This is a genomic window from Endozoicomonas arenosclerae (assembly GCF_001562015.1).
In the GTDB taxonomy this organism is placed as follows: Bacteria; Pseudomonadota; Gammaproteobacteria; order Pseudomonadales; family Endozoicomonadaceae; genus Endozoicomonas_A; species Endozoicomonas_A arenosclerae.
On the sequence record NZ_LASA01000130.1, the window covers coordinates 17,241 to 44,113 of the forward strand.

Sequence of the window (26,873 nt, forward strand, 5' to 3'; positions counted from 1 at the left end):
ATTCACGGTAATAAATCGGAACAGCATTGAAATGACCGTACTCACTTCCAAACAGACTTTCCCCAGGGAGGCCCCCGGTCCGGGTTACTGGTTCTCGCTCTTTCTTGGGCCTCTTTTCCTGATTATCACACTGGTGACTTCTCCACCTGAGGGTATGAGTGTAGAAGCCTGGTATATGGTCGGCATCGCCCTGCTGATGGCTACCTGGTGGGTGTCAGAAGTAATCCCTATTCCTGTGACTTCACTGCTGCCCATTCTGCTGGTGCCTCTGCTGGGTATTGCCAAGATCAATCAGGTAACCGCCCCTTACGCACACCCTACGATTTATCTGTTCTTTGGCGGTTTCATGCTGGGTATGGCCATGGAACGGTGGAATCTGCATAAACGTATTGCCTTGCTGATTATGTTGAGAACCGGTGTTCGCGCTGACCGTCTGATTGCTGGTTTCATGATTGCCACCGGCTTTCTCAGCATGTGGGTTTCCAATACGGCAACCAGTGTCATGATGCTGCCTATTGGTATGTCGGTCGCCACCATGACAGCGGGTGATGACCCACAAGCCAACAAAAACTTTTCCAAAGCTCTGCTGCTTGCCATTGCTTACAGTGCCAGCATTGGTGGCCTGGCAACCCTGATCGGTACACCGCCCAATGCTTTGCTGGCTGCGTTTCTGTCTGAAACTTACGAAATCGAAATCGGCTTTGCCCAGTGGATGCTGGTTGGCCTGCCTGTAGCCATCGCCATGATGGCTGTGACCTGGTTGTGGTTGACCAAGCTGGGGTTCAAGCTGGATAACCGCGAGAATCCGGAAGCTCACAAACTCTTCATGGACCAGTTGCAAGAGTTGGGGCCAATGAGTCGTGGAGAGAAAACCGTCGCTGTTATTTTCACCCTGACAGCGGCTGCCTGGATTTTCCGCCCCATGATGTCCGGACTGATTCCGGGCTTAAACGACACCGTTATCGCTATTGCGGCCACCATCAGCCTGTTCATCATTCCGGTTAATCACCAGGAGAAAAAGTATGTGATGTCCTGGGAAAAGGCTCGCGAGATCCCATGGGGTGTACTGATTCTGTTTGGTGGCGGCCTGAGTCTGGCGGCACTGATTAAAAGTACCGGTCTGGCCAGCTGGGTGGCTGACGCCATGAGCATAGTGAACGGCATGCCTATTCTTCTGGTCGTAGCTTTTGTTGTGACGGTTATCATTTTTCTGACCGAGCTGACCAGTAACACAGCTACCGCTGCAGCCTTCCTGCCCTTGATGGGCGCACTGGGTGTCACATTGGGTATCGACCCTGTTATGTTGGCTGCCCCTGCGGCACTGGCGGCCAGCTGCGCATTTATGATGCCCGTTGCCACTCCGCCCAACGCTATAGTGTTTGGCTCTGGCAAGCTGCATATAAGAGATATGATCAAGGCAGGCTTTGTTCTGAACATTGTTGGAGTAGTTCTGGTGACACTGGCTGGATATTTTCTGGTGGGTGCTGTTTTCGCTGGATCGTAAATGAATCTGGAGTGCTGGTACTGTCCAGCACTCTTGATCCCATTACGGCTTTCTGACGACTTCAGAGTCAGCCAATAAAAGAGTTCTGCTGCAGGTCTTTATCCAAAACTCGCAAGAGCCCGGTTAAAGAACGAATTTCATAATCAGGCCTGCGCTCGCCATCAAACGTCCTGTCTGCAGGATTAAACCAGACGGTTCCAATCCCAAGAGCTCCGGCACCGCCCACATCGGCTTTCAGACAATCTCCAACATGTATCGTTTCTTCTGGTGTTACTCCCGCACGCTCCATTGCTTTGACGAAGAGCGTAGGTTCTGGCTTCAGGCTGTTGTAATCTTCGGCCTTGATGGAGAAATCAAAGAATTCACTGACCGTTAACTTTTCAACATCCACATTGCCGTTTGTGACCGCTGCCAGAGTGTAATCTGCCGATAGATGAGAAAGGACAGGTTGTACCTCTGGAAAACATTTCACATCGTGACGCCATTCCATAAACTCCCGCATCAGGTCACCTGCAATTTCCTCAGCCCGGGTGCCTGGACAATCGCAATTCTGCAATATTTTCTGAAGTGAGAAACGACGTAACTCTGTAATCTGGTATTTCAGCTCAGGATGCTCTTGAAGGAGCTGAACCCGATACTCAAAGACTTCTTTAGGATTCATTCGTTCGTGGGTTTGGGGCCAGTATTCACAGAGCCGTTTCCATGCCTTCTGCTCTGCCCGGATCAGCACCGGCATGTTATCCCAGAGAGTGTCATCCAGATCGAAGGTGATCAGTTTTATCATTATTTTTTCCTGTGGGATTCATTATTTTCTTCAGGCTCAGGCTCTTGCTCCCTGACAAGCCCTTCTTCCCTGGAGGGCTTTTTACCGGCTGAGGGCTCTTTACTGACTCTCTGCGCTCTTGGGTGAGCCTTATCATATACGTCGGCCAGATGCTGAAAATCAAGATGGGTATAAATCTGGGTGGTTGAAATATCACTGTGACCCAGCAGTTCCTGAACCGCCCTGAGATCGCCACTGGACTCCAGCATATGACTGGCAAAAGAGTGCCTTAACAAGTGCGGATGCATGCGCCCTGACAGTCCCGCTTCTTTAGCCTGTTGATTCACCCTGTTCTGAACCTGACGGGCACTGATTCGATTGCCCTGTTTGGAAAGAAACAAGGCATGAATATCTTTTTCCGGAAATAAAACCCTTGCTGACAGCCACTTCTGAACGGCTTCTCGAGCCTTTCTTCCCACTGGCAACAGCCGTTCTTTTCTTCCCTTGCCCAGCACTCTTACCTGCCTGAACTCATTCTCAAAACTATCCAGATTGAGCCCAACCAGTTCAGAGAGTCGTAATCCGGATGAATAGAACAGTTCAAGAATGGCCAGATCCCGGATAACTAAGGGATCATCATCATCCTGATCAAGAAGGGTAGAGAGTTGGTCTGCATCCATAGTAACGGGCAGCTTCCTGCCTGCTTTAGGAGCACTGACTCTTTGGGCGGGATTGTCGTCTACCCTGCCCTGCCGGTTCAGATATCGATAAAAACTGCGGATGGAGGACAACAATCGATGCAAACTTTTTTGGCCAAGACCACCGCCATGCCAGCCTGCCAGCCAGGCTCTCAGCTGTTTTTCATCCAGCTTCTGCCACTGCTGGATTCCGTCTTCTTCCGCCTGCTTCAACAGTTTTTTTAAATCTCTCTGATAAGCCGAGCAGGTGTGAACCGAACTGTTTTTTTCGTATTTCAGGTAATCGAGAAAATCATCAATATCCTGCTGCAGGGTTGGCATGGCAAAACCTTTATTAGGGGCTGTTGACGTTTTGTTTTCGCGCTCAGCAGTTTCTGGAGCCGCAAAACAAAACGTCAACAGCCCCTACATCGCCTCTTCATGATTCATCAACTCCTGCATCCATGCAATGTTCAAAACCATTTTCATCAAGTGTCAGATAACAGAGGTGGCCGATCAGCAGGTCTGTGCCAGAGGTGCATGACGGCATAAGCTCGCCATGGACTCCACTTCTGGGAGAGTTCAAGAATCTCTTTGCGCTTCTTGCTGCCAACGGCTTTGATAATGCCAAGGTCAGAGTCGGGAAAAGCATCGGGCCAGCTTAATGCTCTCATGGCAATGTATTGAGCCGTCCAGGGACCGATTCCCGGCAAAGCTTGAAGCTTTTCCAGAGTATCAGGAATATCTGACAAGGCTGAAAGCTCTATCTCTTTTTGGCTGATTGCGTTTGCGATGGCAAAGATAGCCTTGCATCGTTGCCGAACAACCCCTAGTTCCCCTAATTGTTCTTGTCGAAGTGAAGCAACAGTCGCTGGTGAGGGAAAAGTCACTGAGAGTTCAGAAAATGGCGTTTCTATTGCCTGACCAAAAGCAGTGGCCAGCCGGGTAGCCAATGTATGAGCCGCTTTTACTGTGATCTGTTGACCCAGCACTGCCCGGACACACATTTCAAAGCCATCAAAAGCACCCGGCAGACGTAATCCCGGGTTCTCCACCAGACTCCCCAATTGGTCATTAATGGCTTCAGGATCACAATCGAGATCAAACAGTCTGCGAACTCGGGCTAGAACATCACTCATCACTGAAGCCAGTGATCCACTCAACTGAATTTGTAATTGAAAACTATCTTCCAGATGACTCACCACAATCCAGCCAGTGATAGGCTCACCAGACGCGCTTTCCATCCGGGCTGTCCGCCGATACTCTCCATCCTCAATCTGCTCAACGCCGGGAATCATTCTATTGGATAAAAACCTCAGCATCGCCTGCCAGTCATAGGGTGGACGGTAACCCAGCTTGAAGCTGATCGTTTTCTGGTCTGAATTTTTGACAGACTTTCTCCATGAACCGGGTGATTGCTGGTATTTTTGTTGGAAAAGATGATTAAAGCTGCGAAGGCTTTTAAAACCACTCTGCAAAGCAATTTCTGAAAGCGGCAGATGGGTATCCGTAATCAGTTGAACGGCCTGTAACAACCGGCGATTCAAAGCAAAGTCATTGGGTGAAATCCCCATACTGTCCTGAAATAGGCGACGTAAATGTCGGCTGCTGACACCCAGTCTTTCTGATAACTGCTCGACAGTGGAATGATCCAGAAAACCACAACTGATCAGGCGACAGGCTTCACTCAATAAAGAGCCCGGCATATCGACGCATGAGAATCCGGGAGCTAACTCTGGTCTGCAACGCTTGCAGGGACGAAAGCCAGAATGTTCAGCAGCGGCTGCGTTGGAAAAAAACTGACAGTTTTCCTGTTTGGGTAATCGCGCCGGACAAACGGGCCGACAATAGATACCAGTGCTGCTGACACCCACAAACAACCGGCCATCAAAGCGACGATCATGGCTTTTCAGAGCCTGATAATTTCTTGAGAATTGCTTATCCATGAGCAGAATATACTGGAATTGGACGACCGAAACTGGCAAGAATCGGACCTGAAAGCCAGAAGGGAATATAACGGTACATTTTCAGATAGAGGCGCAGGCGGTATAACCACCTGCTAATTCAGGAAAGTCAGATAAGGCGACTCATCACCCGGCTGGTCACATCGCTGAGATAGCCAATAAACAGGCTGCCCATTGATGCCCGGAAGTGGTTTTCGTCCCGACTGCCCAAAGCAAGGACTCCAACGTTATTCGGGAAGTTCAACGGTGCCAAGGCTACTGAGCCTATTTCACCGTGATTATCAGGGAACAGAAACTCCAGCTCGCGGGATTTCATACGACCACAAATGACTTTCTGACCGGATGATTGTTTGTCTCGAAAACCGGACAGCAATTCACCCAGGATTTCATCAGCCGTATCAGGGTCTTCTTCACGAATGGTGAGGTTGGCAGGTTGACGGGTAAAGAGGATCAGGGAATGAAAATCGATTTCAAAATCCTGTTCCAAACCGTCTTTCAACGTTTCTGTTGCCTGCTCAAGATCCTGACTTTCGAGAAGACCCAGCACCAGCTTACGGGTCTGTTCAAACAAGCGATCATTATCCCGGGCAACATCCACCAGTTTTCCGAGTCTGCGTCGCAGCTCCAGATTATGCTCACGGAGCAACTGCAGTTGACGCTCCACCAGAGAAATCGCTACGCCTCGCTCATGAGGAATTTTGAGATCCAGCAGCAATTCATCCTGATTCATAAAAAAATCAGGGTGAGCTTTAAGATACTCGACAACCTGCTCTGCTGATAGAGAAGCAGGCTGCTCTTCAGTAGATGCTGGCTTTTCACTGGTGGCCGAATCGGTCATATCCGTGTTTGTCCTTCGAATACTCGGGTGGCACTTCCTGACATCATAACTGAGTGGCCTTCTCCCGGCCAACGAATCATGAGGCTTCCACCGGGCAGGTTGACTCGAACCTCTTCATCTAACAAGCCCTGTAAACGCCCAGCTACCACAGCAGCGCAGGCACCGGAACCGCAGGCCAGTGTTTCACCAACACCCCGTTCATAAACCCGGAGATTGATCTCTCCGGCATCCAGAACCTGCATAAAGCCTGCATTGCAACGTTTGGGAAAACGACTGTGCCCTTCCACTTTTGGCCCCAGAGATTCAACCGGTGCCCGGTTAATATCGTCTACCTGCCAGACAGCATGAGGATTACCCATGGAAACGGCGCCTATGGCCAGTTTCTCGCCCTCAACATCGAGATCATAAGTGGTCTGAGTGCCTTGAGCCTTGAATGGAATCTGCGCCGGCTCAAGCCTGGGCACCCCCATATCCACGGTGACATCACCGTTTTCTTCAATGTTCAGCTCAATATTGCCACCGGCTGTCTGAACCCGGATATGGTCACACCCAATCAGCTTTTTATCACGGACAAAACGGGCAAAACAGCGGGCGCCATTGCCACATTGCTCAACTTCACTGCCATCGGCATTAAAAATTCGATAGCGGAAATCCATGTCCGGGTCTGTAGGCGGTTCAACCACCAGCAGCTGATCAAACCCGATGCCAAAATTCCGGTCGGACAGACTGCGAATCTTTTCTGGGGTGATGCGTACTGACTGGGTCACCATATCAACAACCATAAAGTCGTTGCCCAGCCCATGCATTTTTGTAAAGTGCAACAACATAGCGCAGTTCTTATCCTTCTGGCAGCAGCATTTCGTCAGCCCATTGGTCAGTCAGCTTCTCCCTGCGTCGTACCAGGTGAACCTGATCACCATCCACCATGATTTCAGCAGGACGACTCCGGGAGTTATAGTTGGAACTCATGCCAAAACCATAGGCTCCAGCAGAGCGCACTGCCAGCAAATCACCTTCCGCTATTTTAAGCTTTCTGTCTTTACCCAGAAAATCACCGGTCTCGCAGATGGGCCCAACCACATCACACAGTAGCTCTTCTTTTTGGCTATCGGCCACTACCGGTTCAATACCATGCCAGGAACTGTAAATAGAAGGGCGCAGCAGATCGTTCATAGCAGCATCGACCACTGTGAAAGCTTTATGGTCAGACTGTTTGATCAGCTCAACCTGAGTCACCAGCATACCGGCTTGTGCAGCAATGGAACGCCCGGGCTCCACAACAATTTCCAGATGCTTATGGTGCTCATTGGCAGCCAGATGTTCTCTTACCTGCCCCAGATATTCGGTAGGTGTGGGTGGCTTTTCATGCTCTTCATAGGAAATGCCCAGCCCACCACCGATATCGATATGCTTCAGGATGATTCCCAGTTCACGGAGCTCATCCACCAATAGCAGCAGGCGATCCAGCGCATCTATAAAAGGTTCTTTGGTCGTCAGCTGGGAACCGATATGGCAGTCCACCCCAACGATTTCAATATTGGGTAGTTCAGCAGCTCTCTGGTAAACCGCTGGCGCCGCCTTGATATCGATACCAAACTTGTTGTCTTTCAGACCTGTGGAAATATAGGGATGAGTCTGGGCATCCACGTCTGGATTCACCCGAACAGAAACCGCAGCCACTTTCCCCATGGCCTGGGCTTCCTGCTGAATTCGCTCAAGCTCCACTTCCGATTCAATATTGAAGCAGTGGATATTCAGCTCCAGGGCTCTTCTGATTTCATGGCGCTGCTTGCCAACACCGGAGAAGACCACTTTTGAAGCATCTCCACCGGCAGCAATAACACGCTCCAGCTCACCAACTGACACAATGTCAAAGCCAGCTCCCAGTTTTGCCAGAACGTTCAGAACAGCCAGATTACTGTTAGCCTTAACGGCATAACAAATCAGGTGCGGCCACCCCTCCAGTGCCTGTTTATAGGCTTTAAAGCCTTCTTCAAACCCTTTACGGGAATAGATGTAGGCAGGGGTACCAAACTGTTCGGCAATACGAGTGACGGGAACCTGTTCAGCGTAAAGCTCACCATCACGACTGGGAAACCAATCCATCAGACTGTCTTACTCTCTATCTTTAAATTTCTGGAGAGCGTCCTTATGCGCTTTTCTAAGCTATAGGCATTCGCGCTATGGGCATCTTTCGCTCTCCGGGACTGATTATTCTGACTCGCTATGAGTCAACTGCTTTGCTTCACCATCCGTTGGAAGATACAAATCTCCCTTCTGACCGCACCCGGCAAGCAGAAGAGTGGTGAACATGAGGGCAAAAAGGGCTCTCATGAAAGGCTCCTTGATTTACAGTGGATAATCATTCACTACCGGAACAACAAAACAGCTACTTCCAGCCATGACGGTTTCGGCAATGATCAACAGCTGAGTATAATCTGCATCAAACAGCGGCGATAGCCCCAACTGACGGATACCGAAATGAACGAAAGCCAGTACCATGACCTGCTGGACGACCTGATGGTCGCCATTGAAGACGCAATAGAAGATGCAGAGCTGGATATTGATTTTGAAACGGCTGCAGGTATTCTGACCCTGACCTGCGAAGATGGAACCAAAGTCATCCTCAGTCGCCAGACTCCTGTTCTGCAACTATGGCTGGCCGCCAAGAGCGGTGGCTTTCATTTCGATTATGACGCCGGGAAAGAACAGTGGATTGCTGACAGCAACGGCGAAGAGTTTATGCAGGCTTTGAACCGATGCCTGAGTGAGCAGTACGGTGAATCTGTAGAACTGGCTCTTTAAGCACAAGGGAAGCAGTCTGCTTCCCTACTTTCCGGAAAGCAAAATGTTTGTATCCTAAATTAAACGGATCAATCCATGTTTGCAGCAGGACAACTCTGTGCGATGTATTTATCTTGTTCTATTCCTGAGCAGTACCCAGCTTGCCTTCTCCGGCCCACTACCTCTTCAACCTTTGCCATCCGAGACCCTAGTAGAAGATATCAGCACACTATTGGAAAAGAGGTCTGCTCCAGGAAAAAGTAAAAGCATGCCTTTTTACCATTACGTCTGCAAAGTGACTGAATCGATCCACGGACTTGAATTGAAACAGGAAAACGACCAGATATTCTGCGAGTACCTGGCTCCTGATGGCGCTATTTTACTGACTAGCTCCTTCGCACCGGCTTTCTCGGAACATCAGGAGATAAAAGAAGTTGCAGATAAATTCATCAATACAAACCGGGGGCCCAGCCGCTGGATATTCAAGAGCAAGGGACTGTGCTATCTCCATGCAGTGGTTCCACTCCAGGAGCATTGCCTGAAAACCCGGCAAGCTGTTGCAGAATCTGGCTCAGGAATGATGTCAATGCCGGATCAACCCTCAGAATCACCTGTAACACCTGAAGCTCCCACTGAACAACCTGGAACAACCATAGACATTCCTGCAACTGCGGGAGGCGTAGTAATCATCGCAGGCGTACTGCTTTTGATTGCAGCTTTTTTTGTAGAAGCCAATTATCACTGCGTGCTCAAAGGGTGCACATCACTTTATAACAGAGTGCAGCTCAGTATCCCTTGATGAACAATATTTTCACAATAAATCAGCCAAGAGCGAAAGAAACATTTTTCGTCACCCTCGGGGGATGAAAAAATTTTCACAATAAAAAAAGGCGAACCCCCGATAAGAGTTTCGCCTTTTTTTGACAGAGTCTGGAAAGGCAGAATAAGCCTTCCCAGATACCACATACTGTCAAACTGACAGCTGTCTACTAGAAGTAGTAGATAGCCTGTACAGCGTAGGTGTCGTCCAGATTTTTCTTGCCATCAGCAGCGACTTTCTCGCCACGGGTGTATTCGAAAGCGAACTGCATTGGGCCAGTTTCATAGATGGCACCAACCATGTAGTCAGTGAACTGAGCGTCAGTCTTCTCACCAGTGTAGGTGTCGTCAGCAGACAGCTGGTTGAAACCAGACTGCAGGTAGAAACCGTCAACAACCTGAGGCAGGGCCAGCTTACCGTACAGTTCGATACCGGTAGATTCTTTGTCCAGCTGACCTTTAACTACAGCAGTCTTGTTTTCGAACTGACCGTAGGTAGCTGCCAGGTACAGAGCTTCGTTTTCGAACTTGGCACCAACAGTAGCAGAGGTAGACTTGTCAGAACCGCTGTAGTCTGGAGAGTTAGTAGGAACAGTTACTGGAGTAACACCTGCTTCGTTAGCGTACTTGGCTTCGTTGTAGGTAGCACCCAGAGACAGACCCATTGGCAGGTCGTAGCTCACAGCAACACCGTAGCTGGAGTCACGAGTTCCGGACTTGTCGTCCAGAGTCTTGCCACCGGTGCCTTTCAGCTGGTACTGGATACCAACGTTCAGACCGCCAAAACTGTTGCGGTACTGGATTACGTCGTCAGCACGTGCAGTGCCGTCGGTGTCACCACTGCCGTGAGAAGCGTCAGCATCGGTAGCCAGACCATCACGGCCGCTGTAGATACCCATAGCAGAACCACCGCCGATAGCGAAGGTGTCAGTCCAGCCGGATACGTCATAAGTTACGGCCCATGCTTTACCAGCAGTGAACGCACCGTAGGTGTCGTGGCTCAGGCCAACGTTGCCCAGACGGTTGAAGAACTGGTCGTCCTGGTCGCCATCAACAGCGTAGAAGCCCCATTCAGCTACAGCGGAACCAGTCCAGCCGCTAGCGAACTTGTGAGCGTATTTGAAGTTGATACGCGGGCTGGCGTCTTTCATTTCAGCGTCAGCACCGTTGCTCTTAACGGTTTTAACGCCGATCTTACCGCCGATTTCCAGGCTGTTAACGTCGTCGTTATAAACTTCCAGGGCCATTGCCTGACCGGCAACGAGGGATGCTACTACAGTGGCAAGCAGTTTCTTCTGCATGGTCACTAGACTCCTGACTCAATGTGTTGTGTGGTGTAGATCTTTTCTGCTTTTAATATGTGATCAAGAACTATTAAAAATGATTCTGTGATCGAGCAGTTATATGCGGATTTTTATAAGTTATGGGACGATCGTCATATCACTAAAAGTGATACGCTCATCCCATAACTGGAATTGCTCTCGATATACACCTACAAAAAGATCGAACAACACCTACCCAGACACCCATCGAAGAAATACATTTACCTATTGAACTCTTCAATACGAATTTTTGTCATAAATATTTAACACAATACATTAAGTAAATTTTTTAAAAACTCAGTAAAAGCAAGCTAAAGAAGCCGAAAATTTTCAGCCAATAAGGGTCCATACGGATCAAATTTAAACGACGACGTTTATATTATTATCAAAATAGGGGGGCGATATACCCTGCTAAACAACAGACCTGAATGAAAACTCTTTGGATGTATATTCAGGCAAAAGCAGGAACTGCAGGCTCATAAGTACAAACAACAACAGCATGCCTGAGAAAAAGAAAGATAAGAGGAAGCCACTAGAGCTGGAATATTTATTCTTATAAGTGAAGCTTTTAATCAAAAAACATCATTAAAGAAGAGCACCCAGGTGCTTACTTAAGAACTCGCCTGAAATTAACTCACTTATTGAAACCCTCTCAAAACCCGTTCGGGCTGAGCCTGTCGAAGCTCAATACCACAACCCTTCGACAAGCTCAGGGTGAACGGAATCCGTGTGTAAATCGGGAAGTTATTTCGAGACAAATCCTAACAGACCAAGCCTTGCTTCAATCTGACTGGCTCTGCAGCCGGGTCAGGAAAAGTCCTTTCAAACCCAACCTGACCATTAGCATCAATAAGTTCTATTCAATCCCATATCCCAGAAACCCACTTCCAGACGGGTTGCTTCCCTGAACGTGCGACAGAGTGAATCCATTCGACCTTCAGAAAAACGACTGGCCGCCAACTGATCTATAGCTTCAACCTGTTTGATAGCACCGCTGACAAACTCTTCACCGCCATAGGTCTCGATCCATTTCCAATAAGGATTGCCGTCCCTTTTGGTAGCCGGATCATTGATCAATCTCAGGCCTATTTCTGCATAGCCGACAGCACAGGGAGACAACGCAGTTTGCAGATCCAGAACATCACCCGCCATTCCTCGCTCAAGCACATAGCGGGTATAAGCCATATTTGCTCTGGCTTCCGGCTGATTCACAACATCCTGCTCACTCAACCCCCACTCGGCGCAATATTCCAGATGCAGATTCATCTCGGAGAGAATACCCGCTACGGAATTGGAAGCAGATCGCATCTCTTCAAGGGTTTCTGACTTGTATACCGCAAGTGCATAGGCTCGGGAAAAATGAATCAGAAACAGATAATCCTGCTGCAGATAATGCTTGAAGCTTTCCAGTGGCAAAGTGCCGTCGGCAATGCCCTGAACAAATTCGTGATGACAATAGTCATGCCAATCCTCTGCACAGGCCGTTTTCATCTTGAAGTAAAGCGTATCGGGATTATCGAAAGGGGTGGTCATGGCTCTGTCCACTAACTGCGATGGGAGAAAGCGAAAGCATACCCTGATTGTTCAAGTAGAGCACCAAGCCGTTATAATTCGTTTTTTTGAACGAACAGGTTACACACATGCTGACTCAAACCATGGTCGACAAACTCAATGATCAGATCAATCTTGAGTTTTATTCCTCCAACCTTTACCTGCAAATGGCCTCCTGGTGTGAAGAGCAAGGCTTGGATGGCTGCAATGAGTTTTTACGCCGCCATGCCCAGGAAGAAATGGAGCATATGCAGAAGCTGTTCAATTACGTCAACGAAACAGGAGCTATGGCTATCATCGGTGCGATTGCTGCACCGCCACACCAGTATGAGTCAGTGAGAGAGATCTTCCAACGTACTTATGAACATGAGTGCGAAGTCACCCGTTGCATCAATGAACTGGCTCACACTGCTTTTACAGAGAAAGATTATTCTACGTTTAATTTTCTCCAGTGGTATGTGTCTGAACAACATGAAGAAGAAAAACTGTTCAAGGGCATTCTGGATAAAATCGATATGATTGGCTTTGAAGGCAAGGGGCTTTATTTCATCGATCAGGAAGTATCGAAACTGGTCGCGTCCATGCCTCCTGTCACAGCCGTATAAAAAGACCTTTCACAGAGCGGCTTGCATGGCTTTGAAAGTTTCTTCGTCCACTACCTGAAGCTTGCTCTGTGTATACTGCTGTCCTTTCAGTCGCTTGTTCAGGCGTTCTGGATTCACTGCATCAGCAACCCGAAACAACTTCCCACCACCAGGCGCCATCAGTTTTCTGGCTGTGCCAAAATCAGCATTCAGATTTGATAATTTACAAACCGTGCTGACCAAAGACCCTAAACATCTTGTATGCTCAACAGGGACATCGCCCGCTGAAAGCTTTAATTGCCCCAGATTGTCTTTATTCAGATTTAACCCTGTCAGCCTGTTGATGCCCTCAGTGGAATAACTTAAACCCTTTTCGATCAAAAGCGCTCTCTCCTGGGGATCCGGAAAACGGTTTTTCACTTGATTCAGACACAACCAGGCCTTCTTTTGCAGAAGATACGCCGAGTGCAGGGGTGACAGCTTTTTTTTCTGCAGTTTTTTCAGAGCCTCCATCCCCTCGTAATACTGCTCATCCGAGATCAAAGTATCTATCTCATTCAATTGTTTCCAGAACTCATTGGCGGCCATAGGCTTTTTCGCCGGCTTGGCCGCTTTGGAAGCCCCCACTCTTTCATCTTTCTCTGCCTTTGGCCCTGGTGTATCCAAGACCTGCTTTTCACTGGGTTTGCTTTCATCCTTCTCGTGTGATTGGCCGTCTGAACCGCCTTCTTCAGTGCTGCCACTGCCTTTATCAGAGCTCACATTAACTTCAGTTTGCCTTTCCTTTTCCAATAAATAAGTCTCGTGGCACAATTCTGCCATTGCCTGACAATAGCGTACTTCCTCAAAATCGCCCTGATCTTTCATCAGTTCCAAAGCTCTCTCGAAATACGCGGAACAATACTCGTAAAGGCGAAAGTCTTTTCTTCCTTGTCTAAGCAGCAAATCGGCGGCCCTGATATAACCTGTCGCCGAGCCAAAACGACCCGCATGCAAGTAATATTTGAGTGCTTTTTGGAAATTGGCTTTAGAAGGATCGGATTTGGAGTCTCTTAGACATATGGCATCGCCCATCCAGATCATGGCAACGGGATTACTATGATCCAGAGCAGCTTCATCAATCAGGGGAAGAGCTTTCGCGTATGAATTGCTGGCAGGATGAACATAGCAAAGCCCTTTCAAAAACAACCCCATTCCAGGATTCTGTCTTCTCAGACATTCAGCCCTGACAACAGCAGCTTTCAGATCAAGAGCCAGATCCATCCCCTTCAGCGACCTGAGACAATCCCTCGCCCACAATACAGGAGAAGCCGACACACTCATGGCAGATAATCTATGATCACACTCTGGAGAGTTATGAGCCTGAAAAACCAACTTTTCAAGACTTAACTCCAATCTGGAGGCAGGCTGAGACAGAGAGTCTTCAGCCAGTACGGCTATCTGCAACAAATCCCAAAAATCGTAGACGTTTCGATTGATGAAATTATCCAGCGCTTCGACCAGACTTTCACTTGATCCTTCAGGCATTAATATTCTCAGCTCTTCTGGAGAGAACTCGGAAGAAAGCAGGCTCTTTAAACGAGCGAGCTTCGAGCCCCTGGTGTCAGAATCCACCAACTCAACCACTTCATCTTTTTCAGTCCAGAACTTCCACAATTTCTCAACGGTTGCTTCCCCGAACTGAAAATAAAAATTAACCAGAGGCGCCATTTGTTGACTACCGATGGAAGTCGCCAGCCCTCTGAACAGTTCCAGCAATTCCTGGAGATCGCTCTCGGTCTGATCGCTTTTTGCCACTCTCAAGACCTTATGAAGCCGCTTTTCCATTTCCTCACGACTTCTAGCGCACGCCAGCACAAGGCGAAAAGCGTCCCAGATACTTTCCACCATATAAGCGGTATCAGCGGTGTCACTATAAAGATAACCTTCCGGATGCTTCCTCTCTTTCAGTTTGCTGATATGTTTGACCAGATCATCTAAAGCCAAAAGCGCCTTCTCCGGATCCGCAAACACCCGATATTCTTCAACCAGCCCCAGCCTGATCAAAGCCACTTCCCATAAAGCATGACGATTACCATGCCGGATACTCAGCTGCAGCTGGGTTAAGGCATTACTGCAATCACCCGCCAGGCTGTAATTCATAAACAGGGCGTAAGCAATATCTGAAGCCAGTTCAGGTGAGACGTCGACATCCTTTAAAGCTTGATAAAGTACAGTCTGAGCTTCCTCAAGCTGACCCAAGTGAGTCAGGTCACGTCCGAACTCATAAAGTAAACTGCAACGGTTGGCTCTCATGCTATCTGGAAGATCTATTCTCTGGAGTACATCTTTTGGTTTGCCTTTCTTCTTTTTCCCCTTTCTTTTCTCTTGCTGCTCCATTGCGTCGTAGACTGCAGCAGTAGCTTCCAGATTTTTTATGTCGCAGTAATACTTCGTCCTGCGAAGGTTCAACTCCCTCGGATCAAGCTCTGCAGAAAATTCAAACCATTCAATATTGGTCAGGACCTCTGGCAATTCATTGACACTGCGATCATCAACCGACTTATCACCAGGCACACTCTTTTCAACACTTTCGGGTAGCTTGGGGATTTTCGGCTTGCAGGCTTGAGAAGCCCCTTCATCTTTTTTCAGGGCTTTATGGGGTTCAGTCTTTTCAGGTGGGAAGGGAGGCTTTCCTTTCGCCCCTGCATCAAAACGGTCCATGTTCTGGGCTCATCCGGGATCCATCTAATAAGGTTAGATTCCTAGCCCGCATATTGCATAAAGTTGCTCTAAAAAGCCTTCACACCCATGCCCATCAAGGGATATAGATGAGAAGGGTATAATACAAACTGTTATTTGGACGCTCGTCGGCTTCTCGCTAGCTCTTTTCCCACCCTGACAGCATTTTGTCGACAAAATAGCAGAGCGAGAAGCTCGATACTTCATGCAATATGCGGGCTAGACAGGCAAGGTAAACCGAAAACAAGTCCCTTTCTTCAATCGACTGGTCACTTCTATATGACTGCCATGCAACTCCAGTATCCTTTTGACGATAGCCAGCCCCAGACCGATCCCTCCGGGTTTGCTTCGATGCTCTGCAGTCAGTGAAGCCTGATAAAAACGATTAAAGATTCTTGGCAGGTCGTTCTCGTCAATCCCCCTGCCCGTATCCTCAACCGTTACATTAACCCCTTTCGCAGAGGGGTTAAGACGAATCAGAATCGAGCCATCCTCCGGAGTGTGGGTAATGGCATTCTTCAGAAGATTATCGAATACCCTCTGGATCATACCGATATCGGCAAACACCTGAGTCTGGCTTTCATTACATTCAATGGAAAGGGAAATGCCTCGTTCCTTCAAGGTCAGTCTGAAGCTCTGAACCGTGTCATACATTAATTCGGCCAGCAGAAAGTGTTCGAAATCAGGCTGTTTACTGCCCGACTCCAGCTTTGAAAGTTCAAACAAATCCGAGATTAACCGGGATAAACGATGACAGCCTTTTTCGGCCAGCCTCAAATATTCAAGACGCTGATTGGCCGCCAGATGCTCATCCTTGATAATCAGGGTTTCCACATAGCCCTGCATAGTGGCCAGAGGCGTTCTGAGATCATGAGAAACATTGGAAACCAGCTCCCGCCTGAGTCGGTCTGTGGCCCTGAGTTGCTCCAGCTGGGCTTTGATCCGTTCAGACATTGCCTGAAAAACCGCAGACAGCCGACCCACCTCATCGGTTTTCTGGCCTTCTGCCTGAGAAAACAGATTCTCAGAACCCAACTCTGTCTGGGCAAACTCCGACATATCACAACTAAGCTCAGTCAGTGGTCGGCTCAGCAACCGGAAAATTAATAAACCCACCAGAGCACTGCTGGCAACAATGATCAGCAATGACCAGAACATCTGTTTACTGATATGGCTCCAGGCAATACGGTCGCTGATATTGTCGTAAAGCCTGCCACCCAGTACGACATAAAAGTACCCTCTAAGCCCGTGAGCATCACGAATTTCGGAAGCTGAAAAAATCTTGTCAATATTACTGTGCCGGGGATCGTTGGCTCGAATGGGATAACGCTCATCACCTGAAAGGAATCTTTTTACAGGCTCCAGATCGATTCGATCTCGAACCAGCTCGCCTTCTTCAAGAGTGTGAGTTAATACTTTGCCCTGAGGGTCCAGCAAATACACTTCCACTGCCGGATTAATGATCATGGCCTGATGCGCCAGCATCCTGATGGCTCGCTCACTGCCGACATCATCTTCAATCAGTTCATGCTCACTGGTCACGTACATGGCAATGCTCTGATTGAGCTTCTGGGTCAGCTCTTCATAGTAGAGCCGCATTCCCCACTGACCGATAACCAATGCCGCCAAACCCACACCGGACACAATAATCAGCAATGCCAGCGACAGTTTCCTGTTCAATGTATTCAGCATTTCCCTATTCCTGACAGATGCTTTCTAAACAGCCGTTTTTTGAGTACAGATGATTGGACTGTCCTGCAGCTTATAACCCACTCCCCAGCAGGTAATAATATACTCCGGATGTCGTGGATCCAGTTCGAGCTTACTGCGCAAACGATTGATGTGAGAGTTGACCGTGTGTTCATAACCCTCATGGTTATAGCCCCACACCTGATCCAATAATTCAGTTCGGCTGAATACCCGACCCGGATGTCGAACAAAATGCATCAGGAGATTGAACTCCCTGGCAGTTAGCTCGACGGCCCTGCCAGACAACTTCACCAGCCGTCGGGTTTCCATGATCTCCAGATCTCTTATCTGAATAACCTCTTCAGAACTCTGATGATCCGTCATGACAGCAACCCGGCGAAAAATGGCTTTTACCCGGGCAATCAACTCCATCATGCTGAACGGTTTGGAAATGTAATCATCAGCACCCACTTCCAACCCGAGTACGCGATCGAGTTCAGTAGAACGTGAGGTTAATAACAGAATGGGGATCACCTGATTCTGCCTTCGCAAATGCCGGCATATATCCAGACCACTGGCACCTGGCAGCTGGATATCAAGAATCAGAAGATCCCACTTTCCAGAAACGGCCGCTGCCAAGCCCTTATTACCATCATTCACATGGGTAACCTGAGCCCCCAGGTCTCCCAGATGCAGCGACACCAGATCGCCGATCTCCTGTTCATCTTCCACAATCAGGATACGTTTGTTTTCCATGGCTTGATCTGACCCAGAATGGAACATTCTGTTGGTTGTATCGCAGAAAAGGAAAGGAGTGAAGCCTGCACCAGGAAAACTGTGATAGGTGCAGGCTTCCTTTGTCAAATCATGACAACTGGATTACATTCCCTTGAAATCCGGCTGCCTTTTTTCCAGAAAAGCTGCCATACCTTCTTTCTGATCCTGGGTCGCAAACAGAGAATGAAATACGCGGCGCTCGTATAGCAGCCCCTCATTCAGAGTCAGCTCCAGAGCCTGATCAACCGCTTCACGAGCGACCATCACCGCAGGTTTGCTGAATTGAGCAATAGCCTCTGCAGCTTTGATCGTCTCTTTTATCAGATCTTCAGCATTGAAAAGCCGGGCAACCATTCCAGCCTGCTCTGCTTCCCGGGCAGTAATCATGCACCCCGTCAGAATCATATCCATGGCTTTTGCTTTGCCCACCAGCCGGGTTAATCGTTGGGTACCTCCAATCCCGGGGATCACGCCCAATTTGATCTCAGGCTGACCAAACTTTGCATTGTCTGATGCATAGAGTGTGTCGCACATCATGGCCAGCTCACAGCCACCACCCAGTGCATAACCCGATACGGCAGCAATTTTTGGGGTACGCAGTCGGGCAAAACGCTCCCAACCGGCAAAAAAATCTTCCTGAAACATCTCGGAGAAAGACTTGTCTGACATTTCACGGATATCGGCACCGGCAGCAAACGCCTTCCCAGAGCCGGTAATCACAAAGCACCCTACTTCAGGATCACGATCCAGAGGCTCCATGACTTCCAGTAGCTCATTCAATGTTTCTGTATTCAGTGCATTGAGGGCTTCAGGTCGGTTTAGCCTGATTAGGACCACTTTATTTTTATGTTCAACGATGATGCTCATAAGCTATTTCCTTCCGGATTGTTAATGGTGATCGCTTTATAGTGCAGCCAAGCGTTGTGATCCGTACCATTCGCGCTGAGCCAGTCGAAGTGCACCAACAGCATCCTTCGACAGGCTCAGGATGAACGGAGTGTCTAACGCTTGGCTTCACTCATGAATCCCAAATGGCTCCATAGGCTGGAATACCTCTTAACTCCATTTCATAAACGMCCTTCTGGGTCAGTGGCTGGTTGGCAATACAAATCACCGCCTCTGCACCGCTTGCCAGAAGCGCTTCGTGAGCCAGCTTCACCAGATCCGGTTTGCCATTGCTGCTGGTATCCCAGATCAGCGCATCGGGCACGGCTTCAAGGATTTCATCCACCAGCTCATCGCCATAGGTTTTTCGGGGAGTCCGTGTCGACCAAACCAGACTGGCAGGTACTTCTTTTGCCAACAGGTGAGGCAGACATGGGCCAATGCCACTGCCCGTAGCGATATAGACCACTCTCTTGAACAGAACTTCAATATTGGCGACACCCGCCGTAGGCATACCCTTGACCCAGATATGTTCAGGCTGATCATCAATAAACTGGCCAGTCCAGTCTCCGGCTCTGGAAATCGTCAATCTGAATCCTTCTTCGCCCGGTGCCGGAACGTTGGCAAAGGAATGCCATTCCAACAGCGGGTTTCGACTGATGGCTGTGGATGATCCAGCAAAAGGTGTCACACCATGATCAAATCGGGTAAGAGCAACATGGGAAGAAGGGGAATCAATATTGATTTTGACCTTTTTCAATCGTAACCAGGGAAGCATGACACTGAAGGTCATAACGCAGAGCCCCCAGAAAGACGTGCTCTGAACCAATTCGGAAACACTGCCCGCAAACATATAGCTTTGTACCCAGAAAAGAATAAGCACAGACCAGCCACCAAAACGATGTACCCATTCAAACTGATTATGGAATCGGCTTCGCACTGGCGGCATGGCCATGGCCACAATGAAGACCAGCAATGCCATCAGAGAGACCGTCACAGCCATTACCCCCTCAGGCACACCTGGGAGCTGATGACTCTGGTGATAGATCAACCCGGCCAGAAAAGCCCCATACCAGAGTGTCCCGGCAAAGGCGCTGCCACTGTGCAGACCTCCAAAGTGATAAACCTTGGCCAGCGTCCAGCGAATCCAGAGCGGCCAGCTGACCGGAGCCCGGGTAGCCACCCAGAAGAAGAAGTTAATGACATATTGCTGTCGCACCAGAACGGCCACCGCAAAGTTAGCCAGCACCATGTCGGATAAAGCCGACAGATTAATGCCCTGCTGTGACCACCACCCTGCTTCGGTCAGTCCATACCAGAGCATCGCGGCATTGACGGAAAACACCAGAAAAACCAGACGATTGTAATGCTCAAGATAGCGATGCCTGATCACTCTTCGGAAAAGGCTCTGTCTAGGTTCAACTGATGGTTCATCTACTATCGTGTCCATCACGCAATGACTCCTTCTTTTTCTGTTCTGGTGTTTATCGAACTGTCTTTTTTCTGAATCATGCTGAGCAATGCCCGCTTATCGGTTTTTCCTCGTGCCGTCACAGGAAACTCGGGGAGTGCCACGATAGAAGATGGAAGACAGTAGTAAGGCAGTTTGCTCTCAACCGCTTTGAGGCATTTTTGAATGCTGGCATTGGCCGGTCTGACGAAGGTCACCAGCTCTTTATCATTCAACTTCAGGGTCACTGCCTGCTGACACGCTCCCGAGGATTCCATCGTGTTGGAGATAGCATCCAGCTCAACCCGAAAACCTTTCACCTTGACCTGATCATCGGTACGCCCAAAGTGTTCAAGTTCGCCATCTTCATTCCACCGGGCCAGATCTCGGGTTCTGAACATAAAGCTGCCATCCGCCATAAAAGGATCGGGCTGATAACGCTCTGTGTTCAGCAGCGGATTATTGATGTATCCCGCTGAAACACCTTTTCCTCCAGCCCAGATTTCACCAACTTCACCGATAGCGCATGGCTGTTTGTGCTCATCCAGTACATAAACCGTATTGTTAGGCGTAGGTTTGCCAATGGTGAGATTCAGAGAATGGGAGCGGAAATGCTGGGCGGTATTGATGATGGTGGTTTCAGTAGGGCCGCAACTGTTAATAAACCGGCATTTTGCAGCCCATTTCTCTGCCAGGGGTCTGGGGCAAGGTTCACCGGCAACCGCTACAGTCTTGATCTTGTGACACTGGGAGACATCGACTTTGGCAAGAATACTGGGCGTCGCAATAACAACATCACAGTGTCGTACAGCTTCGGTAAAATCCTTTTCCCGAATAACCAGAGTGCCACCCTGGGCAAGACACCCCAGTATTTCCCAGGCTGCCATGTCAAAGGCAATGTTCAGTAGCTGCGACACTTTATAGCCGGGCTTTATGCCCAGATTACCGGGCTCAGTCAGCAGAATATTACAGACATTCCCGTGAGTGACCTGAACTCCGTTAGGCTTTCCAGTAGTACCCGAGGTAAAAAGGATAAAACAATTATCATGGTGGCTGGCCGCTGAACGGGGCACCATCACTGACCAGTAATTGCGATCGCCTTCCTGAGGGAAGTCGAGACTATCAATGGCCAGTACCTTTTGATTGTCCCGAACAGGAATGTTGTCAGCCAGATGCGACAGAGTCAGAACAACTCTGATACCCGCCGATTCCATGACATCAGCCAGTGTTGTTTGAGGTGTAATCCTGACATCCTGAGGGACATAAGCGGCGCCAGTCTTTAGTATGCCGATCAGGCCAGTCAGCATGGGAATCGAGCGCTCCAGAAACAGTCCGACATTATCTCCTCGACCAATACCCATCGCTGCAAGCTCAGCGGCCAGCCAACTGGCTTTTCGGTTCAATTCGCCATAGGTGATCTGTTGCTGCTTATGCTGCGCAGCAATCATGTTCTCATGCTTTTGAGCCTGAGATTCAAAGGCCTGATGTATCGCAGGGTGTGGGATCTGTCGATCCGGCCCCCTGCCATAGCTTTCAAATTTTTTCTGATCGTCGGGACTGAGTCCTCTTAGAGCCTGTCGGTTGAACCCTCGATTTTCAGCGGCTTCTTCAAGGGACCGATTCAACGATAGGGCGTTCACCGGATCACTGTGACTTTCCATCCTCATTGTTTTTATCTCCAGTCAAATGACAAGATGATGAAAAGAGGGGGAGCCAATTGATGGGGCTCACAACACTTTTCACCTGCATTGCGGTGACTGAAAACATCACAGGAAAATCTCACAGAATTATCACGGGCTTCTCACTAATTTTTAAAATCCGCGGCCATACCTCTCTTTTTCCTCAATCGATACTTTTATTCCTCCCTGAATGACAACCAGAGTACACACTCAAAGTGATTAGATTTCTCTATGATCCGGATAGAGAAAACCAACTGTCTCCACAGTGCCCCAATTGATTCAATGAATTCAGCCTTAGTCGTAGGCAGCTGAAAACAGCTGTTCTGACAGATCCCACTAAAACGATGAGAGATAACCCCTTCAGGCATTTCGTTTTTGAATATGCACTCGGGGTTGGAGACAATCACCATGAAACCCATTGCTCGTTGCACATTACTTGCCCTTGCCATATCCACCAGTATTCAGGCTGCCCCTCTGACGAGAGATAACGGCGCTGTTGTAGGTGACAACCAAAACTCTTACACCGCCGGTGAGAACGGCGCCGTCTTGCTACAGGATGTACAGCTTATTCAGAAACTCCAGCGCTTTGCCCGGGAAAGAATTCCTGAGCGAGTGGTTCACGCCAGGGGAACAGGCGTTTACGGTGAATTCAAAGCAACTCGGGATATTTCCGACCTGACCCGTGCAGCAGTCTTCAACAAAGGTGAAACCACACCGGTTTTTGTGCGCTTCTCAACGGTTATTCACGGCAAAGGCTCTCCGGAAACCCTGCGCGATCCGAGAGGCTTTGCGACCAAGTTTTATACCCGTGAAGGTAACTGGGATCTGGTGGGTAACAACCTTCCGGTCTTCTTTATTCGCGATGCCATCAAGTTCCCGGATATGGTTCACTCCCTCAAACCTTCACCAGTCACCAACCAGCAGGATCCCAACCGGTTCTTTGACTTCTTCAGCCACGTTCCTGAATCCACCCATATGCTGACCTGGGTTTATTCTGATTTCGGAACACCTGCCAACCTGCGTCAAATGGATGGGTTTGGCGTTCATGCCTACAAACTGGTTGATGACGGTGGTGACGTTTCCTACGTGAAATTTCAATGGAAAAGCCGTCAGGGCATTAAAAACCTGACCGCTAAAGAAGCTATGGAAGTCCAGGGCAAAGATTTCAGTCATGCGACCCGCGACATGTATGACGCCATCGCTAAAGGTGACTATCCGAAATGGGATCTCTTTATCAAAGTACTCAAGCCTTCGCAGCTAGACGACTTTGACTACAACCCTCTGGACGCCACCAAGATGTGGTTGGATGTGAAAGAAACCAAAGTGGGCACCATGACCTTGAACCGGACTCCGGATAACTTCTTTCAGGAAACAGAACAATCTGCTTTTGCTCCGGCCAATATCGTACCGGGCATAGAGCCCTCTGAAGATCGACTGCTGCAGGGCCGGGTCTTCTCCTATGCCGACACACAGATGTATCGCCTGGGAGCAAACCATCAACAAATCCCCGTCAACCGACCAAAAGTGGCTGTGAACAACTGGAATCAGGACGGTGCAGGCAACCAGGGGAACCAGAAATCTGACGTGAACTATCAGCCCAGCCGACTGGACCCAAGAAAGGAAGAAGCCAAAGGTCGCTACAGCTCCTTACCCGTTGAAGGCGAATACCTGCAACGCGCCATTAGTAAACAGTTGCCGTTTGCTCAGGCGGGTGAGCTCTACAGAAGCTTTAGCAAGCAGGAGAGGAAAAACCTGATTAACAATCTGGCAGGAGATCTTGGCAGGGTCACCAACGAAGAAGTGAAGTACATCATGCTCAGCCACTTCTATCAGGCGGATAAGGAATTTGGTGAACAACTGGCAAAAGCTGTGGACGGAAATATGAAAACCGTCAAGAGCATGTCCAGGTAACTTGAATACTGTGGCGCACTTCGGGTGTGCCACAGTTATCCTTCGAAGGATGACACTATGCGTTATGCAATCTTGTTTTCATGGTTTTTAGGGCTTGCAGCTTTTGATCAACAGGTAGAAGCAGCTGAACCTGCAGAGACACAACCCACTTCTGAAATGGTTGATCAAAGCCAGGCTGCACAACAGTTGATGGATTTTTTCTTTGCAGCGGCACGCACTAATGACACAGAAGTCATCAGCACCTTTGTCGAAGCCGGGTTTCCAATCAATGCTAAAAATCACAAAGGTTACACCGCTCTGATGGTCGCTACTTACAATGGCCAACCCAATGTTTTTCAACTGCTCTTGTCAGAGGGTTCAGACCCTTGCCTTCAGGACAACAGAGGTAATACCGCATTAATGGCAGCCATCTTCCGGGGTGAGTTGAAAATGGCTTACCGGTTGATGAAGAGTGAGTGTGATACGCAACAGAAAAACAATGCAGGACAAACCGCTGAAGAGTTTGCCCGGGTGTTTGGTCAGGAAAAAGTCCTGGAAAAGCTACTGACTGACAAGAAGCCACTGTGAACTGGCAACAGTGGCTTATGTTCTGAACATCAAGCCATCAACAAAACACGATCCACCAGCTTGTCGATACCTTCTGCTGCTTCACTGATGCTCTGTGCAGTCATATAAGCCGGTGTGGTCACCAGCTTGTGGTTGTCATCCACCACAATATCATCCACAGCGCATTCCACATGTTTGACGCCGGTTTGCTCCAGTGCAGCGGCAGTATCCGCATCATTACCAATAGTCGCCTTGACACCTTCACCAAAAATACGCCCGGCAATAGCAGGGGCAATGCACATAAGCCCAACCGGCTTTCCGGCTTCTGCAAAAGACTTGGCCGCAGTACTGACACCAATCTGAACCCTGAGGTCACTGCCACTGAAAGCAAAGTCCGATAAATTTTTTGCCGCACCAAAACCACCGGGCACAATCAGGGCATCAAACTCATCCGCTTTCAGTTCACGAACCGGACGAACTTCACCCCGGGCAATACGGGCCGCTTCGACCAGTACATTCCGACTCTCGTCCATTTCTTCACCGGTCATATGGTTGATGACATGATGCTGGGCAATGTCGGGAGCAAAACACTGATAACTGGCACCACGACGATCAAGGCTGAGCAAAGTTAACACTGCTTCATGAATTTCACTGCCGTCAAAAACGCCTGAGCCAGATAAAATGACAGCTACTGTTTTACTCATATCGAGTCTCCATTTCATACCGCCATGATGGGAAGAGCAGGCCGAATATTCTTGTTTTAAATGCAAATAGGCCCACCAGCGCAACCCCATCATGAGCATAAGAGTCCGCCGACAAAAGAGAGGAACAGTCAGCGAATTCCAAAAACCAATCAGCCATGAATGAAAAACATTCACGACAAATACAGGGACCCAAACAGATTACTTCGACTACCCCTTTAGAGTCGAGCTAGACTGATTCAAAAAAGCTCGAATGGAGTCTAAATCCGATTGAAAAAGCTGCTGGTATTCAGGCTACTCACACTCTCCATCATGATGTTTGCCACAGGCCTGATCACGGGCTGGTGGTGGCATGAACTTTTGAACCGGAAAGGGGAAAGGCCACCCTCTGATGAACAGGACTATCGTGACTGGTTCCCTATTCAGGACTACAGCACAACCTTAAACCTTCCCGATACTCCCCGGGAAGTCATTGATTTTGAGCGTGCTCTGGAAGAACGGAAATACGATGATGCCCTGGTGATTTATCAGCAACAGGAGCGTCAGGACACAGAGCTTAGCCAACGTTTGAAAAAGGTATTTCTGCAGAAAATTGATGAGTGGTCCGACCACCAGGACGATGGTATCGATGCATTGGAACGATTTACCCAGCATTATTACCAGGACCTGGCCTTCCTTCATAAACTGTCTGAACTCTACACAGAACAGCAGGCGTTAGAGAAATCCATTGATGTACTGATCAGTGCACGCTCTTTCTCGTTCAACCCTGATGAGCTGGAAAAGTCTTCAGACAAAATCCACAAGTTGAGCCGAACGCTCTACAACAACAAACAAAAAAACCAGCAACTGCATGAAATCCTGCCCTTCTTCCAGAAACTGGCCAATCTGGAACCGGATTATGCCTTCTACCGATTTGCGCTGGCTCAGGGGTACATAGTTCTGGATGATCATGACAGTGCGATCCGGGAACTGGAATTACTGCAAACCGATGAAGAGTTTGGCCGCATGGCTTCCCGCCAGCTGGCTCAACTGTTGCCATCCATTCCTGAGGAACCTGAAGAGATCCCTTCTTCAGCCATTCCACTTTTGAATGAGGGTCATCATTACATTGCCACCGCCCAGACACTGGACAGAAGTCACTCCCGTTTATTGATCGATACCGGTGCCAGCCTGACCACTCTACCCAATACACTTTTGCAGGAACTCAAGAGAAGAAAGATGGCCTATAGGGTCGGACATACAGAATTAAAAACCGCCAATGGCATGGCATTCGCGCCTCTGTATCAGGTCAAGGAATTACATCTGGGTCAGTACATTCTCAAAAATCTGGAAGTGGCCGGACTGGACCTGGGATACCCGTTTGCAGACGGCCTGCTGGGCATGAATGCATTGGGTCAGTTTCACTTTCAGATAGACCAGGATCGTAATCACCTGATTCTGTCACCTCGCTAAAAACGAGTGTTACCCCTAGGAGCCTGTCGGACTTAACCAGCAAAACAGGTAAAATCCTGATTCCAGTACCAGTAACACTCAAAGCACTATGAATAAGTGGAAGTTCAAACCGGTCGACCGAAACACTCCCGACCTTTTCCCTGCCAGCATCCAGGATTATCTTCCAGAAGGTCATATGGCTCGCTTTGTGGTGGATGTTGTTGACCAGCTCGACCTGTCTCCACTGATCAATTCTTATCGAGGCACAGGATCAAAA

Annotated in this window: 23 protein-coding genes and 1 pseudogene; 8 read left to right on the top strand and 16 right to left on the bottom strand. The window is 48.9% G+C overall.

The window, feature by feature from the left end; genetic code table 11:
- Window positions 1-31 precede the first annotated feature (31 nt).
- Window positions 32-1,504, top strand: coding sequence for an SLC13 family permease (locus WG89_RS20300; protein ID WP_062269231.1), 1,473 nt, complete (start codon window positions 32-34; stop codon window positions 1,502-1,504).
- Between the two features lie 67 nt (window positions 1,505-1,571).
- Here WG89_RS20300 and WG89_RS20305 read toward each other — a convergent pair whose 3' ends face one another.
- From WG89_RS20305 to lptM, 7 genes are all read right to left on the bottom strand, one after another.
- The gene (locus WG89_RS20305; protein ID WP_062269233.1) at window positions 1,572-2,288 is read right to left on the bottom strand and encodes an HAD family hydrolase; all 717 of its coding nucleotides are present in this window, start codon (window positions 2,286-2,288) and stop codon (window positions 1,572-1,574) included.
- Window positions 2,288-3,286, bottom strand: coding sequence for a tyrosine recombinase XerC (xerC, locus tag WG89_RS20310; RefSeq protein WP_079253951.1), 999 nt, complete (start codon window positions 3,284-3,286; stop codon window positions 2,288-2,290). The genes WG89_RS20305 and xerC overlap by 1 nt, the downstream gene beginning before the upstream one ends.
- A gap of 146 nt (window positions 3,287-3,432) precedes the next feature.
- Window positions 3,433-4,890 (bottom strand): AlkA N-terminal domain-containing protein, encoded by a 1,458-nt coding sequence (locus WG89_RS20315; RefSeq protein ID WP_062269235.1) that lies wholly within the window; start codon window positions 4,888-4,890, stop codon window positions 3,433-3,435.
- A gap of 127 nt (window positions 4,891-5,017) precedes the next feature.
- Window positions 5,018-5,746, bottom strand: a complete 729-nt coding sequence (locus WG89_RS20320) for a DUF484 family protein (RefSeq protein WP_062269237.1) — start codon at window positions 5,744-5,746, stop codon at window positions 5,018-5,020.
- The gene (gene dapF / locus WG89_RS20325) at window positions 5,743-6,573 is read right to left on the bottom strand and encodes a diaminopimelate epimerase (RefSeq protein ID WP_062269239.1); all 831 of its coding nucleotides are present in this window, start codon (window positions 6,571-6,573) and stop codon (window positions 5,743-5,745) included. The genes WG89_RS20320 and dapF overlap by 4 nt, the downstream gene beginning before the upstream one ends.
- Window positions 6,574-6,583: 10 nt before the next feature.
- Window positions 6,584-7,852 (bottom strand): diaminopimelate decarboxylase, encoded by a 1,269-nt coding sequence (gene lysA, locus WG89_RS20330; RefSeq protein WP_062269241.1) that lies wholly within the window; start codon window positions 7,850-7,852, stop codon window positions 6,584-6,586.
- Window positions 7,853-7,957: 105 nt separating this feature from the next.
- Window positions 7,958-8,080, bottom strand: coding sequence for an LPS translocon maturation chaperone LptM (gene lptM, locus WG89_RS32800; RefSeq protein WP_079253950.1), 123 nt, complete (start codon window positions 8,078-8,080; stop codon window positions 7,958-7,960).
- Window positions 8,081-8,227: 147 nt separating this feature from the next.
- On the opposite strand from lptM, the gene cyaY reads away from it, so the two are divergent.
- The gene (gene cyaY, locus WG89_RS20335) at window positions 8,228-8,551 is read left to right on the top strand and encodes an iron donor protein CyaY (protein ID WP_062269243.1); all 324 of its coding nucleotides are present in this window, start codon (window positions 8,228-8,230) and stop codon (window positions 8,549-8,551) included.
- A gap of 247 nt (window positions 8,552-8,798) precedes the next feature.
- The gene (locus tag WG89_RS20340) at window positions 8,799-9,329 is read left to right on the top strand and encodes a hypothetical protein (RefSeq protein ID WP_062269245.1); all 531 of its coding nucleotides are present in this window, start codon (window positions 8,799-8,801) and stop codon (window positions 9,327-9,329) included.
- A gap of 190 nt (window positions 9,330-9,519) precedes the next feature.
- On the opposite strand, the gene WG89_RS20345 is transcribed toward WG89_RS20340, so the two are convergent.
- Together WG89_RS20345 and tenA are read right to left on the bottom strand one after the other, a co-directional pair.
- On the bottom strand, window positions 9,520-10,650 hold the full coding sequence (locus tag WG89_RS20345; RefSeq protein ID WP_062269247.1) for a porin: 1,131 nt from the start codon (window positions 10,648-10,650) through the stop codon (window positions 9,520-9,522).
- A gap of 867 nt (window positions 10,651-11,517) precedes the next feature.
- Window positions 11,518-12,204, bottom strand: a complete 687-nt coding sequence (gene tenA / locus WG89_RS20350; RefSeq protein WP_062269270.1) for a thiaminase II — start codon at window positions 12,202-12,204, stop codon at window positions 11,518-11,520.
- 107 nt (window positions 12,205-12,311) lie between these two features.
- On the opposite strand from tenA, the gene ftnA reads away from it, so the two are divergent.
- Entirely contained in the window at window positions 12,312-12,827 is a 516-nt protein-coding gene (gene ftnA, locus WG89_RS20355; RefSeq protein ID WP_062269249.1) for a non-heme ferritin, read from the top strand.
- Between the two features lie 9 nt (window positions 12,828-12,836).
- Here the strand turns inward: ftnA and WG89_RS20360 are convergent, their stop codons facing one another.
- The 6 genes from WG89_RS20360 to WG89_RS20385 all read right to left on the bottom strand — a co-directional run bounded on the left by WG89_RS20360 (window position 12,837) and on the right by WG89_RS20385 (window position 21,995).
- Window positions 12,837-15,509: a hypothetical protein gene (locus tag WG89_RS20360; RefSeq protein WP_062269251.1), complete on the bottom strand. Its 2,673-nt coding sequence runs from the start codon at window positions 15,507-15,509 to the stop codon at window positions 12,837-12,839.
- A gap of 237 nt (window positions 15,510-15,746) precedes the next feature.
- Window positions 15,747-17,219 (bottom strand): sensor histidine kinase, encoded by a 1,473-nt coding sequence (locus tag WG89_RS20365; RefSeq protein WP_062269253.1) that lies wholly within the window; start codon window positions 17,217-17,219, stop codon window positions 15,747-15,749.
- Window positions 17,220-17,243: 24 nt separating this feature from the next.
- Entirely contained in the window at window positions 17,244-17,972 is a 729-nt protein-coding gene (locus WG89_RS20370; RefSeq protein ID WP_062269272.1) for a winged helix-turn-helix domain-containing protein, read from the bottom strand.
- 123 nt (window positions 17,973-18,095) lie between these two features.
- Entirely contained in the window at window positions 18,096-18,860 is a 765-nt protein-coding gene (locus tag WG89_RS20375) for an enoyl-CoA hydratase (protein WP_062269255.1), read from the bottom strand.
- 151 nt (window positions 18,861-19,011) lie between these two features.
- Window positions 19,012-20,328, bottom strand: a complete 1,317-nt coding sequence (locus WG89_RS20380; protein ID WP_062269257.1) for a ferredoxin reductase domain-containing protein — start codon at window positions 20,326-20,328, stop codon at window positions 19,012-19,014.
- Window positions 20,328-21,995 carry an amino acid adenylation domain-containing protein gene (locus tag WG89_RS20385; protein WP_245662948.1) on the bottom strand — a complete coding sequence of 556 codons (1,668 nt, stop codon included), beginning with the start codon at window positions 21,993-21,995 and terminating at the stop codon, window positions 20,328-20,330. Before WG89_RS20385 ends, WG89_RS20380 begins: the two co-directional genes overlap by 1 nt.
- A gap of 420 nt (window positions 21,996-22,415) precedes the next feature.
- Between WG89_RS20385 and WG89_RS20390 the strand changes: the two genes are divergently transcribed.
- Complete coding sequence (locus tag WG89_RS20390) at window positions 22,416-23,918, top strand: catalase (RefSeq protein WP_172806872.1); 1,503 nt, start codon at window positions 22,416-22,418, stop codon at window positions 23,916-23,918.
- A gap of 57 nt (window positions 23,919-23,975) precedes the next feature.
- Window positions 23,976-24,485 carry an ankyrin repeat domain-containing protein gene (locus WG89_RS20395; protein ID WP_062269261.1) on the top strand — a complete coding sequence of 170 codons (510 nt, stop codon included), beginning with the start codon at window positions 23,976-23,978 and terminating at the stop codon, window positions 24,483-24,485.
- A gap of 29 nt (window positions 24,486-24,514) precedes the next feature.
- On the opposite strand, the gene elbB is transcribed toward WG89_RS20395, so the two are convergent.
- On the bottom strand, window positions 24,515-25,168 hold the full coding sequence (elbB, locus tag WG89_RS20400) for an isoprenoid biosynthesis glyoxalase ElbB (protein WP_062269262.1): 654 nt from the start codon (window positions 25,166-25,168) through the stop codon (window positions 24,515-24,517).
- Between the two features lie 267 nt (window positions 25,169-25,435).
- On the opposite strand from elbB, the gene WG89_RS20405 reads away from it, so the two are divergent.
- Together WG89_RS20405 and WG89_RS32270 are read left to right on the top strand one after the other, a co-directional pair.
- Window positions 25,436-26,617: a retropepsin-like aspartic protease gene (locus WG89_RS20405; RefSeq protein ID WP_062269264.1), complete on the top strand. Its 1,182-nt coding sequence runs from the start codon at window positions 25,436-25,438 to the stop codon at window positions 26,615-26,617.
- A gap of 88 nt (window positions 26,618-26,705) precedes the next feature.
- Window positions 26,706-26,873: pseudogene (locus WG89_RS32270) on the top strand (IS5/IS1182 family transposase); the annotation flags it as partial.

Bases quoted from the DNA above. Each gene is read 5' to 3' on its own strand.
- WG89_RS20300 (WP_062269231.1), top strand. From the start codon at position 32: ATGACCGTACTCACTTCCAAACAGACTTTCCCCAGGGAGGCCCCCGGT.
- WG89_RS20305 (WP_062269233.1), bottom strand. From the start codon at position 2,288: ATGATAAAACTGATCACCTTCGATCTGGATGACACTCTCTGGGATAAC.
- xerC (WP_079253951.1), bottom strand. From the start codon at position 3,286: ATGCCAACCCTGCAGCAGGATATTGATGATTTTCTCGATTACCTGAAA.
- WG89_RS20315 (WP_062269235.1), bottom strand. From the start codon at position 4,890: ATGGATAAGCAATTCTCAAGAAATTATCAGGCTCTGAAAAGCCATGAT.
- WG89_RS20320 (WP_062269237.1), bottom strand. From the start codon at position 5,746: ATGACCGATTCGGCCACCAGTGAAAAGCCAGCATCTACTGAAGAGCAG.
- dapF (WP_062269239.1), bottom strand. From the start codon at position 6,573: ATGTTGTTGCACTTTACAAAAATGCATGGGCTGGGCAACGACTTTATG.
- lysA (WP_062269241.1), bottom strand. From the start codon at position 7,852: ATGGATTGGTTTCCCAGTCGTGATGGTGAGCTTTACGCTGAACAGGTT.
- lptM (WP_079253950.1), bottom strand. From the start codon at position 8,080: ATGAGAGCCCTTTTTGCCCTCATGTTCACCACTCTTCTGCTTGCCGGG.
- cyaY (WP_062269243.1), top strand. From the start codon at position 8,228: ATGAACGAAAGCCAGTACCATGACCTGCTGGACGACCTGATGGTCGCC.
- WG89_RS20340 (WP_062269245.1), top strand. From the start codon at position 8,799: ATGCCTTTTTACCATTACGTCTGCAAAGTGACTGAATCGATCCACGGA.
- WG89_RS20345 (WP_062269247.1), bottom strand. From the start codon at position 10,650: ATGCAGAAGAAACTGCTTGCCACTGTAGTAGCATCCCTCGTTGCCGGT.
- tenA (WP_062269270.1), bottom strand. From the start codon at position 12,204: ATGACCACCCCTTTCGATAATCCCGATACGCTTTACTTCAAGATGAAA.
- ftnA (WP_062269249.1), top strand. From the start codon at position 12,312: ATGCTGACTCAAACCATGGTCGACAAACTCAATGATCAGATCAATCTT.
- WG89_RS20360 (WP_062269251.1), bottom strand. From the start codon at position 15,509: ATGGACCGTTTTGATGCAGGGGCGAAAGGAAAGCCTCCCTTCCCACCT.
- WG89_RS20365 (WP_062269253.1), bottom strand. From the start codon at position 17,219: ATGCTGAATACATTGAACAGGAAACTGTCGCTGGCATTGCTGATTATT.
- WG89_RS20370 (WP_062269272.1), bottom strand. From the start codon at position 17,972: ATGGAAAACAAACGTATCCTGATTGTGGAAGATGAACAGGAGATCGGC.
- WG89_RS20375 (WP_062269255.1), bottom strand. From the start codon at position 18,860: ATGAGCATCATCGTTGAACATAAAAATAAAGTGGTCCTAATCAGGCTA.
- WG89_RS20385 (WP_245662948.1), bottom strand. From the start codon at position 21,995: ATGAGGATGGAAAGTCACAGTGATCCGGTGAACGCCCTATCGTTGAAT.
- WG89_RS20390 (WP_172806872.1), top strand. From the start codon at position 22,416: ATGAAACCCATTGCTCGTTGCACATTACTTGCCCTTGCCATATCCACC.
- WG89_RS20395 (WP_062269261.1), top strand. From the start codon at position 23,976: ATGCGTTATGCAATCTTGTTTTCATGGTTTTTAGGGCTTGCAGCTTTT.
- elbB (WP_062269262.1), bottom strand. From the start codon at position 25,168: ATGAGTAAAACAGTAGCTGTCATTTTATCTGGCTCAGGCGTTTTTGAC.